Here is a 14,722-nt window from a genome sequence, read left to right on the forward strand (position 1 = left end):
GTTTGGCCAAGCAACGACCACAACTTGACCTTCGATGAGAACGGTTGGTGCTGGCACATGCCGGTAATTTATACGAATTCCGCCCCCAGCTTGATGATGGCGGCTGAACGGATTGTAAAATTCCTACCGCCCAAGCATCGGCCTTTGAGAGTTTCCTGGGGAGGAAAGGATGCCCGCCGCGTACAATCGCGGCGGGCATTTCCATTGGCACTCCCCCTGCCCGGCGCATAAGGCGGTCGATCACCAGGGAGCGCGCAATGTCGACAGTGAAAAAAGGCGGCTCCAATCTGGTCGTCCTGGCCGCGCTCGCCGCCAATCTCGGTATTGCGGTCGCCAAGTTCATTGCGGCGGGCATTTCGGGGTCGTCATCGATGCTGACCGAGGGTTTTCACTCGGTCGTCGACAGTCTCAACCAGATATTGCTGCTCTACGGCCAGCATCGCGGCAAGCGTCCACCCGATGAGGACCATCCGTTCGGTTATGGTCGCGAGCTTTATTTCTGGGCGTTCGTCGTCGCGATCCTGATCTTCGCGATCGGCGCGGGCATCTCGGTCTATGAGGGTTATGAGCATTTCGTCCAACCCGACGCGCTGTCCAGCCCGACGCTCAACTATGTCGTTCTCGGCGTAGCCTTCGCAATGGAGGGGGCATCATGGTTCATCGCAATGCGCGAATTCAACCTAACGCGAGGCGATGTCGGCTGGTGGCAGTCGGTTCGCGCGTCGAAAGACCCGGCCGGCTTTATCGTATTGTTCGAGGACAGCGCGGCATTGGCCGGCCTGATCATTGCCGCGGTCGGCATCTGGGCCAGCCATTATTTCAACGATGCGCGGCTCGACGGTGTCGCCTCGATCGCGATCGGCGTGGTGCTGGCGCTGGTTGCGGCCCTTCTCGCGCGCGAAGCCAAAGGCTTGTTGATCGGCGAAGGCGCCGACGCCGCGATCGTCGCCAGGGTTCGCACGATCGTCGATAGTTATCCGGCGATCACCACGGTCAACCATGTCCGCACCATCCACACCGCACCCAATTCGATCTTTGTCGCGATCAGTGCTGATTTTTGCGACACCGTGACGATGGGTGAGGCCGAGACGCTGATCGAAAATATCGAGACGGACCTGAAGGCCGCCGAGCCGATGCTGTCGTCAATCTATATCCGCCCGGAAAAGGCCGAAAACGCGCCGCGCATCAGCGTCGAAGCGAAAGCGCCCAAGCCTAGCTAACCGGCACGATTTCAACCACGTCGAGCATCGATTCGAAGCGCGGATAGGGCAACACGATCCGCCAGCGCCTGTCCCCCACCCGCTCGATCAGTCCAGCCATGTCGCGATCGGCGTCGCGCCCATAGTCGAGCGCTGTGGTCTCATCGCCGATCATCATCGTGCCGAGAAATACGCCGCGCACATCGCCGTCGCGAAACACCAGCCCCACCGGGCGCTGCGATCCGCTGGTCTTATAGAAACTCGACACTTCGCCTTCGGCATCGACGCGGCATTCGAACCACGGATAGGCGGTGAAATCGCGCGTCGCCGTACCATTGGCGCCAAGTTTGAACACACGACAGCGATAGGCGCCCGATGGCGGCATGGCGTCGGCCAAGGCACGATCGGGCTCGAACAACTCGCCCTGGGCCGCGATCGCCTTAGTATTCCCAGACGCGCGCGCCTTGGTCAGCGCAGCGACCCACGCCTGCCGCCAGTTGCGCAACCGGTTGCGATCGGCATCGGTCGCCACTTGCCGCCAATCCAACGCCACGGGCGCCGCCGCGGCGGCGGGACGATCGCCCTTGCCACTGCACGCCGTCAGCGCCGCACAAGCGGCCAACCCCAACCCCAATCTCATCATGCAAACGCGACCAGTTTTTTCGTCCCGGTTTTTCCGGGCCTCTACCGGCCAACGAACCACGTCTGACGATCCTTGCCAAGCCATAACGGGGCTTGCCATGCCATATCAGGCATTTACCCATTCGGACTTGGGCTCAGGCAGCCGTCCAGCCGCCATCGATCGACAGGTTCGCGCCGGTGATGGACTTGGCGGAATCGCCGCACAGGAACAGCGCGAAGGCGGCGACTTGCTCCGGTGTCACGAATTCCTTGGTCGGCTGTGCATCGAGCAGCACGTCGTTGATCACTTGCTCGCGCGTCAGGCCACGCGCCTTCATCGTGTCGGGAATCTGACCCTCGACCAGCGGCGTCCAGACATAACCGGGCGAGATGCAATTGACGGTAATGCCATCGGTCGCGGTCTCGAGCGCGATCGTCTTGGTCAGGCCGGCGATGCCGTGCTTGGCCATCACATAAGCCGATTTGTTGGGCGACGCGACGAGCGAATGGGCCGAGGCGGTCGAGATGATCCGACCCCATTTCGCCGCTTTCATATGCGGCACTGCGGCCTGGATCAGATACCAGGCGGAGGTCAGGTTGATCTTGATGATCGCCTCGAACTTGTCGGCCGGGAAATCTTCGATTCTGGCGACGTGCTGGATACCGGCATTGTTGACGATGATATCGGGGCCGCCAATTTCGGCATGGCAGCGCGCGACCATCGCCGCGATCTGGTCGGGCCTGGTCATGTCGGCGGCATCGTAGAGCGCCGTGGCGCCGCTGGTCGCCTCCAGCGCGGCGCGTTCCTTCTCGATCTCTGCCGCATCGCCGAAGCCGTTGATCACCACGCTCGCGCCCTCGGCCGCGAACGCCTTCGCATATGCCAGCCCGATGCCCGATGTGGACCCGGTGACGATCGCGCTTTTGCCTTTGAGAAACATCGGGAAACTCCTTGTTGCCATCATCCGGATTTTATCGTGCCGTGAGATCGAACGCGGCGCTCTTGCCGGTCTGGATATTCTCCGCGACCAGCCGTGCGTTCGCCATGGTTTCGTTCACCGCCTCACGGCCGGCGTGCCAATGTTCGCGCATCGTCCGCGCGGAGAATTCGAAGTCGCGGCTGCCACCTTCCCAGGCGTTGGCGCGGTAGATCAGATGGACGAGATTGACCGGATCCTCCGCCGCACGGGCCGCCAACGCGACGACGTCGAGGTCGCTGCGCATTTCCTTGGGCAGTTTCGCGAGCACCTTGCGGATCGCTTCGCGGTCCTGCCGCATGCGCATCAGCTGCGACGACACCTGGCGTGTCCGGCTGGAAAAACGGATTTCCTTTTCGCGCGCCATGACGTCCATGATCGTCTTCATCTTTTCCGTGGTGGCGGAAAAGAGATCGACCTGGAACACCAGCAATTCGCCGCTTTGATGATCGAGCACATGAGTCAGCGGCGTGTTCGATACCAGGCCGCCGTCCCACCACATCCGCCCGTCGATCTCGATCGGCGGCAGTCCCGGCGGCAACGCACCGGACGCCATGATATGGCGCGCGTCAAGCGGGCCGTCTTTGGTGTCGAAATAGTTGAAATTGCCGCTCTCGACATCGACCGCGCCGACCGACAGCCGCACCGGGCCATGGTTGAGCAATTCCCAGTCAATCAGTGAATCGAGCGTCTTCCTGAGCGGTGCGGAATCGTAGAAGCTGAGCGCCTCCGGGGTGCCCGGCGTGGCGAAAGCTGGAGAGATCATGCGCGGCGTGAAGAAACCGGGGACGCCGGTCATCGCGACGAAACCGGCCGACCATTCGTGCACGAACTCACGCACATGATCGTTGGGAAAGATCGGAAAGCTCGGCAGATAGCCGGTGACCGTGTCCCAGAATCTGTTGAGCCGCTCTACCCGGCGTTCGGGCGGATTGCCCGCGACGATCGCGGCGTTGACCGCACCGATCGAAATACCCGCAACCCAGTCGATCGCGATTCCGCTTTCCGCCAGCTCTTCGATCACGCCGGCCTGATAACTGCCAAGCGCGCCGCCGCCCTGCAGCACCAGCGCCACGTTTTCGGGCAGCGGCATCGCCTTGGCCTGACGGCGCGGCTTCGGGGCGGGTTCGATATCGACCATCGCCAAGACATGGGCCGCCAAGACCGTCGGTTCAACGACAGTTTAATGAAATCGCCGTCACGTTTCGCGCAATCGCGAGAACCCGAAATCATGTCGGAACGGCAAAGCCTTGCAACCACCGCGCCGCCCGCGCATTCATGCCGTAACGGCAACGAACGGGGCATTCGCCATGCGGCTCGACGATTTCGATCCCAATATCAATGTCGAGGATCAACGCGGCCGGGGTGGCGGCGGCTTCAACCTCGGCGGCGGCGGTGGCGGCGGTATGCTGCTCGGGTTGATCCCGCTGGTGTTCAGCCGCTTCGGCTGCGCCGGCGTCGCGGTCCTGATCGCGGTGATGTTCTTCTTCAGCGGCGGGCTGGGCAGCCTATCGCAACTCTCCGCCCCGACCGCACAGGTCGGCCAGCCACAGCCGCGCGTTGCCGACGGTGCGGCCGCCGCCGCCTGCACGACCGACGCCTCGGCCCGCGCCGCGTGCAACGCGTTCAGTTCGGCCGACACGACCTGGAAGCAATTGCTCGGCAGCCAGTTTCGCGCGCCCAAGCTCGTTTTCTTCGGCGGCGAGGGTCAGTCGGGCTGCGGAGCGGCGCAATCGGCGATGGGGCCGTTCTACTGCCCAAGCGACCAGGGCATTTATCTCGATACCAGTTTCTTCGCGGAGCTTTCCGATCGCTTCGGGGCAAAGGGCGACTTTGCACAGAACTATGTCATCGCGCATGAGTTCGGCCACCACATCCAGAACCTGCTCGGCACTTCCGATAAGGTCCAGTCGGCAATGCAGCGGAGCAGCCGGACCGAAGGCAACGCCCTCTCGGTCAAGCTCGAACTGCAGGCGGATTGCTATGCCGGGGTATGGGCCGCACGCAATCGCGACCGGATGGATCCGGGCGATCTGGAGGAAGGGCTGACCGCGGCGCAAGCGATCGGCGACGATACGCTGCAGCGCGAGACGCAAGGTCGCGTCGTGCCCGACAGCTTCACCCATGGCAGTTCGGCACAACGCCAGGCATGGCTCAAGCGCGGCCTCGACAGCGGCGACCCGCGCACCTGCGACACGTTCGGCGGCGCGGTCTGACTCTGGAAAACCTTCAGATGGAGTGACGAAAGAAAACCCTCTCCCGGTCGGGGGAGAGGGCGCGCGACATGGAAAACGGGAAATGGTGTAGCCGCCCTTACCGCCCCGCTTAACCCTCTCCGTCAAGAGCGGGGCGCCCGATGATCCATAAGCTCCCGAAAAGCTTCTGTTCAGTATGTGCCCCTGTGTCGTCGATCTTACTGTTGTCGGTGGCGCCATCCAGATCCTCATTGAAGAACGCTTGGCTGCGTTACTCATTGCGAGTGCGACTTGTCCCATCGGCGGTCTTGCGCACCTTGATCTAGTCATCGACGCTCTCGATCCAGCGCGAGGGGATCGATTGATGACGCCACCCGGCATCCTGATCGTTTTTGGTTATGACGATGCGGTAACCGCGTACCTTGTCGGCCGTGCCGATATCTCGCCAGCGGAGCCGACCGCTTCCATATGTTCGGCCGCCTGGACAGTGAGGAAGAGGCCCGAAAAGGCCTTTTGTTCATACACTGGCCGGACCATCTCGCACATCGTCGTCCGCTTCGCGCAGCTCGACGCATTGACGCTCATGATGATGGTGGGAGAGCCGGTTGCATCCCGGAAAAAGCCTCGCTAGAGGCGATATTTCCGGCCCCAATCCCGACCGGGGCCGGGGTGGAGCGGGGCTGTAGCTCAGATGGGAGAGCGCTGCAATCGCACTGCAGAGGTCAGGGGTTCGATTCCCCTCAGCTCCACCATTCAAGCGGGCAATTGGCCGACTGACGGTTCCCGCCAAATCGGCCAATTCCAAGTGCCAAAGCTTATCCCGCGGGACGGGAAAGCGGTTTTAAGCAAAGGTGTCGGCAAGCGTTTCGACGCTGTCTTCCTTCGGATCCTCGCCGAAACGGTTCGGCCCCTTGGTGCCGTTCATGCAATACCAGACGAGCAGGACGATCGCGGTGACGAAACCGACGAACATCGCAATCCCGCCAAGGATCGCCAGAGCGCCGCCGCCACCCATCGCACCGGCGACCAACAGGATCGCACCGAGCAGATAGGGCAGGACCGGCGCGAGAATCCACCAGCCGGTGCGGTCGATATCATGCAGACGCCGCACACTGACCGCGACACCGGGAACCAGCGTGGCAAGCGCGAAGATGCTGGCCAGGACCCCGCCGGACACGAACGCGCCAACGCCCGCACCTGATCCGTAAGGATTGGCGCCACCACTCGGACCGAACGAGCTTCGCCCACCCAGGCCAAGCGCTGAATCGATGATGCTCAACACGACATAGACGACAAATACGAACAGTACCCACATCCAATATTCCTTGCGCCGCGAACGGCCGCTGAACTGGAAGTATTTCTTGAGCGGCAGGATCATCCATTCCATGTCGTTTCCCCTTTTTGCCCTTCTCCATTTCATCGACGACAAGATGCCGGTCGATGAAAATGCCATGGACGTAACGGTCAGAGCAGCAATCCGTCGCGACCTCGCCTTGCATCTCGTGCCCCTGCACGGAAGGTCAGCCTAGCGCATCGCCGCCGGCGTACAAGTCGGCTTCGCGATGCCGGCCCCGGAGCGCTTGGGGCGGCGTAACCTACCCGTACGATCATACGATGATGAACACCACGCCGAGCAATGTGCCGAGCGAAAAGCCGAGGGTCATGATGGTCCGTGCCGTGGACGTCGGAACGGCCGCCACGAAGCGGAGCGCTTCGTGATGAAGAATCGTGACCAGCGTGCTCCGGTGCGTAGCCCGACTTGATATTCAGTAATATCAACATGTTACCGACCAGTGCCGTGCCAAGGATATGTCTCAATACGGTGTGACATATCTCCCGCGTCCCCGTCGCATGGCGCGATTCAAACGCCGTTCGACCCCATTTATCTCGCCGGTATGGAAACGCGCGCCTCGACCTTTAAACCCGCTTATGTCCGCAAGGCGATTGAGCGGGTCGCTGCGATAGCACCCGACTACCGCGCGGCGTCACACTATCATGCGCGGGAATAAGCGCGCGGTCGGTTCCGCCCTAATTGCGCGGCGCCTGCCGCCGATAGCTCAACGCCTCGGCGATATGGATTCGCCCCACTCCTTCGCTCCCGGCCAGATCGGCGATGGTTCGGGCGACGCGCAGGATGCGGGTATAGCCGCGTGCGGACAGTCGCATCGCTTCCGAGGCCTGGGCGAGCAGCTTGCGGCCCGGCTCGTCGGGTGTCGCGACCGCCTCCAACAATGTGCCGTCGATCTCGGCATTAGTGCGCACCGGGTGGTCGGCGTAGCGCGCCGCCTGGATCGCGCGAGCAGCCGCGACGCGGGCGCGGACTTCGGCCGAGCCTTCGGCGGGCGGCGGCAGGACGAGGTCGGCGGCGCTGACCGCCTGGACGTCGACATGCAGGTCGATGCGGTCGAGCAGCGGGCCCGATACCTTGGCCTGATAGTCCGATGCGCAGCGCGGCGCGCGGGAGCAGGCGAGCGAAGCATCGCCGAGATGGCCGCAACGGCACGGGTTCATCGCCGCGACCAGCTGGACGCGCGCCGGGAAGGTCACATGGGCATTGGCGCGCGCCACGCTGACCGTGCCTGTCTCAAGCGGCTGGCGCAGCGAATCGAGCACCGCGCGCTGGAATTCGGGCAGCTCGTCGAGGAACAATACGCCGAGATGCGCGAGGCTGACCTCGCCCGGTTTCACTTTCAGCCCGCCGCCGACCAGCGCCGCCATCGACGCCGAATGATGCGGCGCGCGGAACGGCCGCGTGCGGGTCAATCGGCCGCCGTTGAGCGTGCCGGCCACACTCGCCACCATCGAAACTTCCAACGCTTCCGCCGGGTCGAGCGGTGGAAGTATGCCCGGCAGGCACGCCGCCATCAGCGACTTGCCCGCGCCGGGAGGACCGACCATCACCAGATTATGCCCGCCCGCCGCCGCGATCTCCAGCGCGCGCTTGGCGGTCTCCTGGCCCTTCACCTGGGCAAGGTCAGGGCCATAAGCGACCTCCTCCGCTTCGCCCGGTTCCACCGCCGGAAGCAGGCCATGTCCTTTGAAATGGTTGAGCAACGACAGGATGTCGGGCGCCGCGACCACCTGGATCGACCCGGCCCATGCTGCCTCCGCGCCCTGCGCCGCCGGGCAAATCAACCCTTTGCCGATCTCGGACGCGTGCAGCGCGGCGAGCAGCACACCGGGCGACGGCGCGATCCGCGCGTCGAGCCCGAGTTCGCCGACCACGACATAATCGGCCAGCGTCTCGGCATCGACCACGCCCATCGCGCCGAGCAGCGCGAGCGCGATGGCCAGGTCGAAATGCGACCCTTCCTTAGGCAGATCGGCGGGCGACATGTTGACGACGATGCGCTTGGGCGGCAGCGACAGGCCCATCGCGGCGATCGCGCCGCGCACGCGCTCGCGGCTTTCCGCCACTGCCTTGTCGCCAAGCCCAACGACATGAAAGGCAGGCAATCCCGGGATAAGCTGCACCTGAACCTCGACCGCACGCGCCTCAAGCCCGAGATACGCTACCGTCGACACGACCGAAATCATCCACCCCTCCCCGCAATCATTGCCACTGGTAACGGCTTTGTGGCGAAGCGGAACAAAAAAGCACCCGAGCGGAAAAGCAGTTGCCGGTTCGGCGCTGCTCGGCAGTATCGGTTTGGCTGGAATCATCCTCCGAGCATGGTGGATCAATTCAGCTTGAACGCTCTACGCCGACGCCTTCGTTCCGCCGGAACGATCCGCGGCCGCGACGACCAGCAGCAGGACCATCAGCGCCACGCTATATTCGCTGCCGCCCGTACCATGCTCACCGACGAACCAGCCCTGGTGACGATGGATCAGCACGATCCCGGTGCCGGCGATCACGAACAGCGGCACCGCCGCCCAGCGCACATAAAAGCCGAGGATCAGCATCGTGCCGGCGATCAGCTCGGACAGCGTGATCAGCCAGACTACCGTAATGCCCTGAGGAAAGCCGGCATTCTCAATGAAGCCGCCGAAACGCGGGATCGTCCCGTTCAGTATCCGCACGACGGCGTGCGCCATGAAGAAGATCGCGGTCATGATCCGCGCGATGACGAGTGCCTGAGGCAGCGTGATAGAATTAAAATGCCCGCCGCCATTTGCTGTCAGATATGTCCCGTCCCGGCAATAGATGCGCAAGCCGTTCACGGCGGTGTCTTGCAAGAGCAATACAGCCATACCATATCCCGATCATGACCGACGCCAATCCTCGCAACCCCATGGTGCGCACCGGCCTGTTCTCGCTCGGCGTCGCGCTGGTCGTCGTCGCGCCGGTAGTCGGGCTCGTGCCCGGTCCGGGCGGCGTGGTCGTGTTCGCCGCAGGGCTTGCCTTGATGCTGCGCAACTCGCACTGGGCGAAGCGACAGTTTGTCGGCGCGAAGCGGCGCTGGCCCACGGCAGGCGATCTCGCCGATCGCGGCCTGCGTCGGGCGAGCAGTGCACGCCGTCGATCGCGCGCCGAACGGGACGCTCCACGTTGACTTGTGACACGGCTTTGCCTATGGGCACCGCCTTCAAGGCCGTCCCTGTGGCGGCCCTTTTATATTCAGAATACCCTCCGGGTTTAGAATTTTAGGGAATGACCGATGAAGCGGACCTTTCAACCGAGCAACCTCGTGCGCGCCCGTCGTCACGGTTTCCGCTCGCGCATGGCGACCCCGGGCGGCCGCAACGTGATCCGCGCCCGCCGCAATCGCGGCCGCAAGAAGCTGTCGGCCTGACACCTTCTGCTGGCGACGCCGGGATCAAGGCCGTCGGCGACGCCGGGATCAAGACCCTTGCGATTCGTCGCGACTTTCTTGCGGCGAACGCCGGCAAACGTGCACCGATGCCGGGCTTCGTCCTGCTCGTGCGCGATCGCGACGACGGTGATGCGACGATGCGAATCGGCTACACCGTAACCAAGAAAATCGGCAACGCGGTGGTACGCAATCGCATGAAGCGGCGCCTGCGCGCGCTGGCGCGTGACCTGCTACCCGAATCAGGCATTCGCGGCGCCGATCATGTGCTGATCGGCCGCAATGGCGGGATCGAGCGCGATTATGGCCAGCTCCGCACCGAGCTCGGCAAAGCGCTGGCAAAGATAAAGCGGTGATCGCGAAACTGCTCATCGGGCTGGCGCGCGCCTGGCAGATCGGTCCTTCGGCGATATTGCCGCCGACCTGCCGCTACGCTCCCTCTTGTTCGGCCTATGCAATCGAGGCGCTTCGCCGCTATGGCGCGCTGAAGGGCGGGTGGCTGGCGGCACGGCGGATTTCGCGGTGCCATCCCTGGGGCGGGTCCGGTTATGATCCCGTTCCGTGAAATTCAGCTTCAGTGACAGACACCCAATATAGTCGGGCCAATATGATCGGGATCCAAGCGCGGTGAACAACGACAACAAGAACTTCATCCTGTTCGCGGTGATCGCGGCGGTGATCCTGTTCGGCTCGCAATTCCTGCAGAGCCACTTCTTCCCCGCGGCAAACCCGCCGGTCACCAAGATCGAGGGCGGCCAGACCAAGGTCGTGCCCAATCCTGGCGCGGACCCCGCCGCCGATGGCGCTGCCGCGGTGCGCGATCGCAATGCCGTGCTGAGCGAAAGCCCACGAGTGCGCATCGACACGCCCACGCTCAAGGGCTCGATCAACCTGAAGGGCGCGCGGATCGATGACCTGGTGCTGGTCACCTACAAGGAAACCATAGACAAGAATTCGCCACCAATCCGCCTGCTCTCACCGTCGGGCACCGGCGGCGCTTATTTTGCCGGTTTCGGGTGGCGCGACGACGGGTTGAAGCCGCCCGCATCGGACACGATCTGGAAGGCGACCGGCGATGTTCTGTCGATCGGCAAGCCGGTCACGCTCGATGCCGCCAACGCGAACGGCCAGCGTTTCCGTATCCAGATTTCGGTCGATGACGGCTATATGTTCACCGTGCGCCAGACTGTCGCCAATGCTGGCGCCGCGCCGGTCCCGGTCGCCGCCTATGGCCTGATCAACCGCATCGGCGTGTTCCACGATCCCGACACGTGGACAGTGCAGATCGGCCCGATGTCGGCGCATAATGGGGGCGCACATTACGACGTCAATTTCAGCGACGTCGATGCCGGCCCGCAAAAGTTCAGTACCACCGCCGGCTGGCTCGGTTTCACCGATAAATATTGGCTGACCGCCTTGGTCCCCGATCAGGCGGTGCCGTTCGACGGTCAGTTCCGCCCCGGCCCCAACAAGGCCTATCAGGCGGACTATTCGGTCACCCCGCGCCTCATTCAGCCGGGCACCGCGATCACCCAGACCTCGCGCTTCTTCGCCGGCGCGAAGGAAGTGAAGCTGCTCGACCGCTACACCGACAACGAAGGCATCGCGCTGTTCGATCACGGCATCGACTGGGGCTGGTTCCGCATCGTCGAGAAGCCGATTTTCTACTACCTCCACTGGCTGTTCCAGATGGTCGGCAATTTCGGCCTCGCGATCATCCTGCTGACGGTCACGATCCGCGGCCTGATGTTCCCGATCGCGCAGAAGCAGTTCGCCTCGATGGCGTCGATGCGCGCCTTGCAACCCAAGATGAAGGCGCTGCAGGAACGCTACAAGGACGATAAGCCGCGCCAGCAGCAGGAGGTCATGGCGCTGTACAAGACGGAGAAGGTCAATCCGCTTGCCGGTTGCCTGCCGACCTTCCTGCAGATCCCGATCTTCTACGCGCTGTACAAGGTGCTGCTGCTGACCATCGAAATGCGTCACCAGCCGTTCATCCTGTGGATCAAGGATCTGTCGGCGCACGATCCGCTGACGCCGCTCAACCTGTTTGGTTACCTCGCCTTCACGCCGCCGGCGTTCCTGGCGATCGGCGTGATCCCGATCCTGCTTGGCATCTCGATGTACTTCCAGTTCAAGCTCAACCCGGCCCCGATGGACGAGACCCAGAAGCAGGTCTTTGCGATCATGCCCTGGGTGCTGATGTTCGTGATGGCGCCGTTCGCGGTCGGGCTGCAGGTCTATTGGATCACGTCGAACGTGTTGACGATCCTGCAGCAGAAGCTGCTCTATTCGCGACATCCGGCGTTGAAGGAAGCCCCTGTAAAGTGACCGAAGCTTTCGACCCCGAACTGATCGAGACCGCGCGCAAGACCTTTGCCGGCCCGGTCGCGTTCCTGAAGTCTGCGCCCACGCTGCAGTTCATTCCGGACGCGACCGTGCCCGAGGTCGCGTTCGCGGGGCGCTCGAATGTCGGCAAGTCGTCGCTGCTCAACGCGCTGACCGGGCGCAACGCGCTCGCCCGCACGTCGAACACGCCGGGGCGGACGCAGGAGCTGAACTTCTTCGATGTCGGCGAACCGCTCGCCTTTCGACTGGTTGACATGCCCGGCTACGGCTTTGCCAAGGCGCCGAAGGACATGGTCAAGAAGTGGCGCTTCCTGGTCAACGACTTCCTGCGCGGCCGGCAGGAATTGAAACGCGCACTGGTGCTGATCGATGCGCGCCACGGCATTAAGGAAGTCGATCGCGAGATCATGGAGATGCTCGACAAGGCGGCGGTCAGCTATCGTCTGGTCCTGACCAAGGCCGACAAGATCAAGCCGACCGAACTGGCCGAAGTCGCCGCCAGGACGGCGGAGGAGGTGCGCAAGCGGCCGGCGGCGCACCCCGATATCCTCGAGACGTCGAGCGAAACGGGCCTGGGTATTCCGGAATTGCGCGCCGCTGTGCTGGAAGCGATCGGCTGAGGGTTTAGCGGCCCTAATGAAGGTCGAATGCCGATTCACTCTCGCACTCGGTCGTTATACGTTGCATATCGCCACCCAAATATTGGGAGAGATTTGCGATGACCATCACCACCGGACTCCAGCTCAGCTCGTTGATCACGCCCGAGGGCGAACTGCGCCTGTCGCTCGACGATGTCGCAATTCCCGCACCGCGTGCTGACCAGGTCGTCGTGCGGATCGAGGCGTCGCCGCTCAACCCTTCCGACCTCGGCCTGCTGCTCGGGCCAGCCGATCTGTCGACGATCCAGGCCGGCGGCACTGCCGATCGCCCGACCGTGACCGCATCGGTCGCCCCGGCGATCCTCCCCTCGCTCCAGGCGCGGCTTGGCGAAGCGATGGCAGTGGGCAATGAAGGCGCCGGAATCGTGGTCGATGCCGGGGACGACGCCAAGCATCTGATCGGCCGCACCGTCGCGCTGCTCGGTGGGTCGATGTATTCGCAGTACCGCGTAATGAAAGCGTCGGACGCGCTGGCCCTGCCGGAGGGTACCACCGCCGCGCAGGGCGCATCCTGCTTCGTAAATCCGCTGACCGCGCTCGCCATGGTCGAAACCACGCGCGCCGAGGGTCATACCGCCTTGGTCCACACCGCCGCCGCGTCAAACCTCGGTCAGATGCTCAACCGAATCTGCATCGCCGATGGCGTGCCGCTGGTGAACATCGTGCGCAGTGAAGCCCAGGCGAAGATCCTGACCGATATCGGTGCGAAATATGTCGTCGACAGCACCGCACCCGATTTCCGCGCCAAGCTGATCGATGCGCTGATGGAAACCGGCGCGACACTGGCGTTCGACGCGGTCGGCGGCGGCCCGCTCGCCGGCCAGATCATCGCCGCAATGGAAGTTGCCGCGACGCGGAAAATGACCGATTACAGCCGTTATGGCTCGACCACGCACAAGCAGGTCTATATCTATGGCGTGCTCGACCTGCGCCCGACAGAGATCGGCCGCAACACCGGCATGGCCTGGGGCATTGGCGGTTTCCTGCTGACCTATTTCCTGATGAAGGCCGGACCCGAGGTCGGCAAGCGCATGCGCGCGCGCGTCGCCGCCGAACTTACCACCACCTTCGCCAGCCACTACACCTCGGAAATCTCGCTCGCCGAAGCGCTGCAGCCCGATATCATCGCGGCATACGCGAAGAAGGCGACCGGCGAGAAGTTCCTGATCAACCCGAGCAAGGGGCTAGCGGGCTGATCTGATCGGGCGGCCCCATCGGCGCTGCCGGTGTTGCCGCCTGCTCTCTGCCCGTCTATCCACCCGGCCATGCTTAAGCTCATCATCGGCAACAAGGCCTATTCATCCTGGTCGCTGCGCGGCTGGCTCGCGTGCAAGCAGTCCGGGCTGCCGTTCGAGGAGGTCGTCGTCCCGCTCTATGACGAGCAATGGGACAAGCGCCGCGAGGGCGACGAGTTCGCGCCGTCATCGGGCAAGGTGCCGATCCTGTGGGATGGCGACGCGGTCGTGTGGGACAGCCTGGCGATCATCGAATATCTCGCCGAGAAAACCGAGCGCGACAAATTCTGGCCGGAGGACGACAGCGCGCGCGCGATGGCGCGATCGATGTCGGCGGAGATGCATTCGAGCTTCACCGCGCTGCGCCGCAAGCACAGCATGAACATCAGACAAGCCTTCCCGCCCAAGCAGCCGGACGAGGATGTTATCGCCGATCTTGCGCGAATCATGGAGCTTTGGGCGCAGGCGCGGGCGCGCTTCGGCGGCGACGGCGAATTCCTCTTCGGTCCGTTCGGCGCGGCCGACATCATGTTCGCGCCGGTCGTGACGCGCATCGTCACGTACAGCCTGCCGATCGCGCGCTTCGCCGCCGGTTACATGGACGCGGTGATCCAGCACCCCTTCATGCAGAACTGGATCGCGGCCGCGCAGGAAGAGGAATGGGTGATCGAGAAGTTCGAGGCTCCCGTCGACTAGGCGTTTACGCACACATCGGATGGCTGGCGTCCCGATC

General features: G+C 63.4%; 18 protein-coding genes and 1 tRNA gene. 12 read left to right on the plus strand and 7 right to left on the minus strand.

The window, feature by feature from the left end:
• Nucleotides 1-257: 257 nt before the first annotated feature.
• Complete coding sequence (locus tag ACVWZA_RS08505) at nt 258-1,220, plus strand: cation diffusion facilitator family transporter (protein WP_457310761.1); 963 nt, start codon at nt 258-260, stop codon at nt 1,218-1,220.
• On the opposite strand, the gene ACVWZA_RS08510 is transcribed toward ACVWZA_RS08505, so the two are convergent.
• The 3 genes from ACVWZA_RS08510 to ACVWZA_RS08520 all read right to left on the minus strand — a co-directional run bounded on the left by ACVWZA_RS08510 (nt 1,213) and on the right by ACVWZA_RS08520 (nt 3,938).
• Complete coding sequence (locus ACVWZA_RS08510; protein ID WP_457310762.1) at nt 1,213-1,842, minus strand: DUF4893 domain-containing protein; 630 nt, start codon at nt 1,840-1,842, stop codon at nt 1,213-1,215. The genes ACVWZA_RS08505 and ACVWZA_RS08510 overlap by 8 nt on opposite strands.
• Nucleotides 1,843-1,975: 133 nt before the next feature.
• Nucleotides 1,976-2,761 (minus strand): 3-hydroxybutyrate dehydrogenase, encoded by a 786-nt coding sequence (locus ACVWZA_RS08515; RefSeq protein WP_457310763.1) that lies wholly within the window; start codon nt 2,759-2,761, stop codon nt 1,976-1,978.
• 31 nt (nt 2,762-2,792) lie between these two features.
• Nucleotides 2,793-3,938, minus strand: a complete 1,146-nt coding sequence (locus ACVWZA_RS08520) for a patatin-like phospholipase family protein (protein ID WP_457310764.1) — start codon at nt 3,936-3,938, stop codon at nt 2,793-2,795.
• Nucleotides 3,939-4,107: 169 nt separating this feature from the next.
• Between ACVWZA_RS08520 and ypfJ the strand changes: the two genes are divergently transcribed.
• On the plus strand, nt 4,108-5,013 hold the full coding sequence (ypfJ, locus tag ACVWZA_RS08525; RefSeq protein ID WP_457310765.1) for a KPN_02809 family neutral zinc metallopeptidase: 906 nt from the start codon (nt 4,108-4,110) through the stop codon (nt 5,011-5,013).
• Between the two features lie 301 nt (nt 5,014-5,314).
• Here the strand turns inward: ypfJ and ACVWZA_RS08530 are convergent, their stop codons facing one another.
• A complete protein-coding gene (locus ACVWZA_RS08530) occupies nt 5,315-5,392 on the minus strand; it encodes a hypothetical protein (protein WP_457310872.1) in 78 nt (25 codons plus the stop codon).
• Between ACVWZA_RS08530 and ACVWZA_RS08535 the strand changes: the two genes are divergently transcribed.
• Together ACVWZA_RS08535 and ACVWZA_RS08540 are read left to right on the plus strand one after the other, a co-directional pair.
• A complete protein-coding gene (locus ACVWZA_RS08535; protein ID WP_457310766.1) occupies nt 5,357-5,623 on the plus strand; it encodes a hypothetical protein in 267 nt (88 codons plus the stop codon). The genes ACVWZA_RS08530 and ACVWZA_RS08535 overlap by 36 nt on opposite strands.
• A 45-nt stretch (nt 5,624-5,668) precedes the next feature.
• Nucleotides 5,669-5,744 (plus strand) — tRNA-Ala (locus ACVWZA_RS08540).
• Between the two features lie 89 nt (nt 5,745-5,833).
• Here the strand turns inward: ACVWZA_RS08540 and ACVWZA_RS08545 are convergent.
• From ACVWZA_RS08545 to ACVWZA_RS08555, 3 genes are all read right to left on the minus strand, one after another.
• A complete protein-coding gene (locus tag ACVWZA_RS08545; RefSeq protein WP_457310767.1) occupies nt 5,834-6,379 on the minus strand; it encodes a DUF805 domain-containing protein in 546 nt (181 codons plus the stop codon).
• Nucleotides 6,380-7,020: 641 nt separating this feature from the next.
• The gene (locus ACVWZA_RS08550; protein WP_457310768.1) at nt 7,021-8,529 is read right to left on the minus strand and encodes a YifB family Mg chelatase-like AAA ATPase; all 1,509 of its coding nucleotides are present in this window, start codon (nt 8,527-8,529) and stop codon (nt 7,021-7,023) included.
• A 162-nt stretch (nt 8,530-8,691) separates the two neighbouring features.
• Complete coding sequence (locus tag ACVWZA_RS08555; protein ID WP_457310769.1) at nt 8,692-9,186, minus strand: DoxX family protein; 495 nt, start codon at nt 9,184-9,186, stop codon at nt 8,692-8,694.
• Nucleotides 9,187-9,200: 14 nt separating this feature from the next.
• Between ACVWZA_RS08555 and ACVWZA_RS08560 the strand changes: the two genes are divergently transcribed.
• From ACVWZA_RS08560 to ACVWZA_RS08595, 8 genes are all read left to right on the plus strand, one after another.
• On the plus strand, nt 9,201-9,488 hold the full coding sequence (locus tag ACVWZA_RS08560; RefSeq protein WP_457310770.1) for a hypothetical protein: 288 nt from the start codon (nt 9,201-9,203) through the stop codon (nt 9,486-9,488).
• A 105-nt stretch (nt 9,489-9,593) separates the two neighbouring features.
• Nucleotides 9,594-9,728 (plus strand): 50S ribosomal protein L34, encoded by a 135-nt coding sequence (gene rpmH / locus ACVWZA_RS08565; RefSeq protein ID WP_010162954.1) that lies wholly within the window; start codon nt 9,594-9,596, stop codon nt 9,726-9,728.
• Nucleotides 9,729-9,790: 62 nt separating this feature from the next.
• Nucleotides 9,791-10,102, plus strand: coding sequence for a ribonuclease P protein component (gene rnpA / locus ACVWZA_RS08570; protein ID WP_457310873.1), 312 nt, complete (start codon nt 9,791-9,793; stop codon nt 10,100-10,102).
• Entirely contained in the window at nt 10,099-10,311 is a 213-nt protein-coding gene (gene yidD / locus ACVWZA_RS08575; protein ID WP_183112105.1) for a membrane protein insertion efficiency factor YidD, read from the plus strand. The genes rnpA and yidD overlap by 4 nt, the downstream gene beginning before the upstream one ends.
• A 62-nt stretch (nt 10,312-10,373) precedes the next feature.
• A complete protein-coding gene (gene yidC, locus ACVWZA_RS08580; RefSeq protein ID WP_457310771.1) occupies nt 10,374-12,077 on the plus strand; it encodes a membrane protein insertase YidC in 1,704 nt (567 codons plus the stop codon).
• Nucleotides 12,074-12,715 carry a ribosome biogenesis GTP-binding protein YihA/YsxC gene (yihA, locus tag ACVWZA_RS08585; RefSeq protein ID WP_457310772.1) on the plus strand — a complete coding sequence of 214 codons (642 nt, stop codon included), beginning with the start codon at nt 12,074-12,076 and terminating at the stop codon, nt 12,713-12,715. The genes yidC and yihA overlap by 4 nt, the downstream gene beginning before the upstream one ends.
• 98 nt (nt 12,716-12,813) lie before the next feature.
• The gene (locus tag ACVWZA_RS08590; RefSeq protein WP_457310773.1) at nt 12,814-13,950 is read left to right on the plus strand and encodes a zinc-binding dehydrogenase; all 1,137 of its coding nucleotides are present in this window, start codon (nt 12,814-12,816) and stop codon (nt 13,948-13,950) included.
• A 69-nt stretch (nt 13,951-14,019) separates the two neighbouring features.
• Nucleotides 14,020-14,685 (plus strand): glutathione S-transferase family protein, encoded by a 666-nt coding sequence (locus ACVWZA_RS08595; protein ID WP_457310774.1) that lies wholly within the window; start codon nt 14,020-14,022, stop codon nt 14,683-14,685.
• Nucleotides 14,686-14,722 lie beyond the last annotated feature (37 nt).

The organism is Sphingomonas sp. UYAg733 (genome assembly GCF_054057355.1).

What these genes read in the sequence shown, in the direction of transcription:
- ACVWZA_RS08545 (WP_457310767.1), bottom strand. Translation starts at nt 6,379, where the DNA reads ATGGAATGGATGATCCTGCCGCTCAAGAAATACTTCCAGTTCAGCGGC.
- rpmH (WP_010162954.1), top strand. Translation starts at nt 9,594, where the DNA reads ATGAAGCGGACCTTTCAACCGAGCAACCTCGTGCGCGCCCGTCGTCAC.
- ACVWZA_RS08515 (WP_457310763.1), bottom strand. Translation starts at nt 2,761, where the DNA reads ATGTTTCTCAAAGGCAAAAGCGCGATCGTCACCGGGTCCACATCGGGC.
- ACVWZA_RS08550 (WP_457310768.1), bottom strand. Translation starts at nt 8,529, where the DNA reads ATGATTTCGGTCGTGTCGACGGTAGCGTATCTCGGGCTTGAGGCGCGT.
- ACVWZA_RS08510 (WP_457310762.1), bottom strand. Translation starts at nt 1,842, where the DNA reads ATGATGAGATTGGGGTTGGGGTTGGCCGCTTGTGCGGCGCTGACGGCG.
- ACVWZA_RS08595 (WP_457310774.1), top strand. Translation starts at nt 14,020, where the DNA reads ATGCTTAAGCTCATCATCGGCAACAAGGCCTATTCATCCTGGTCGCTG.
- ACVWZA_RS08535 (WP_457310766.1), top strand. Translation starts at nt 5,357, where the DNA reads ATGACGCCACCCGGCATCCTGATCGTTTTTGGTTATGACGATGCGGTA.
- ACVWZA_RS08505 (WP_457310761.1), top strand. Translation starts at nt 258, where the DNA reads ATGTCGACAGTGAAAAAAGGCGGCTCCAATCTGGTCGTCCTGGCCGCG.
- ypfJ (WP_457310765.1), top strand. Translation starts at nt 4,108, where the DNA reads ATGCGGCTCGACGATTTCGATCCCAATATCAATGTCGAGGATCAACGC.
- ACVWZA_RS08590 (WP_457310773.1), top strand. Translation starts at nt 12,814, where the DNA reads ATGACCATCACCACCGGACTCCAGCTCAGCTCGTTGATCACGCCCGAG.
- ACVWZA_RS08520 (WP_457310764.1), bottom strand. Translation starts at nt 3,938, where the DNA reads ATGGTCGATATCGAACCCGCCCCGAAGCCGCGCCGTCAGGCCAAGGCG.
- ACVWZA_RS08555 (WP_457310769.1), bottom strand. Translation starts at nt 9,186, where the DNA reads ATGGCTGTATTGCTCTTGCAAGACACCGCCGTGAACGGCTTGCGCATC.
- ACVWZA_RS08560 (WP_457310770.1), top strand. Translation starts at nt 9,201, where the DNA reads ATGACCGACGCCAATCCTCGCAACCCCATGGTGCGCACCGGCCTGTTC.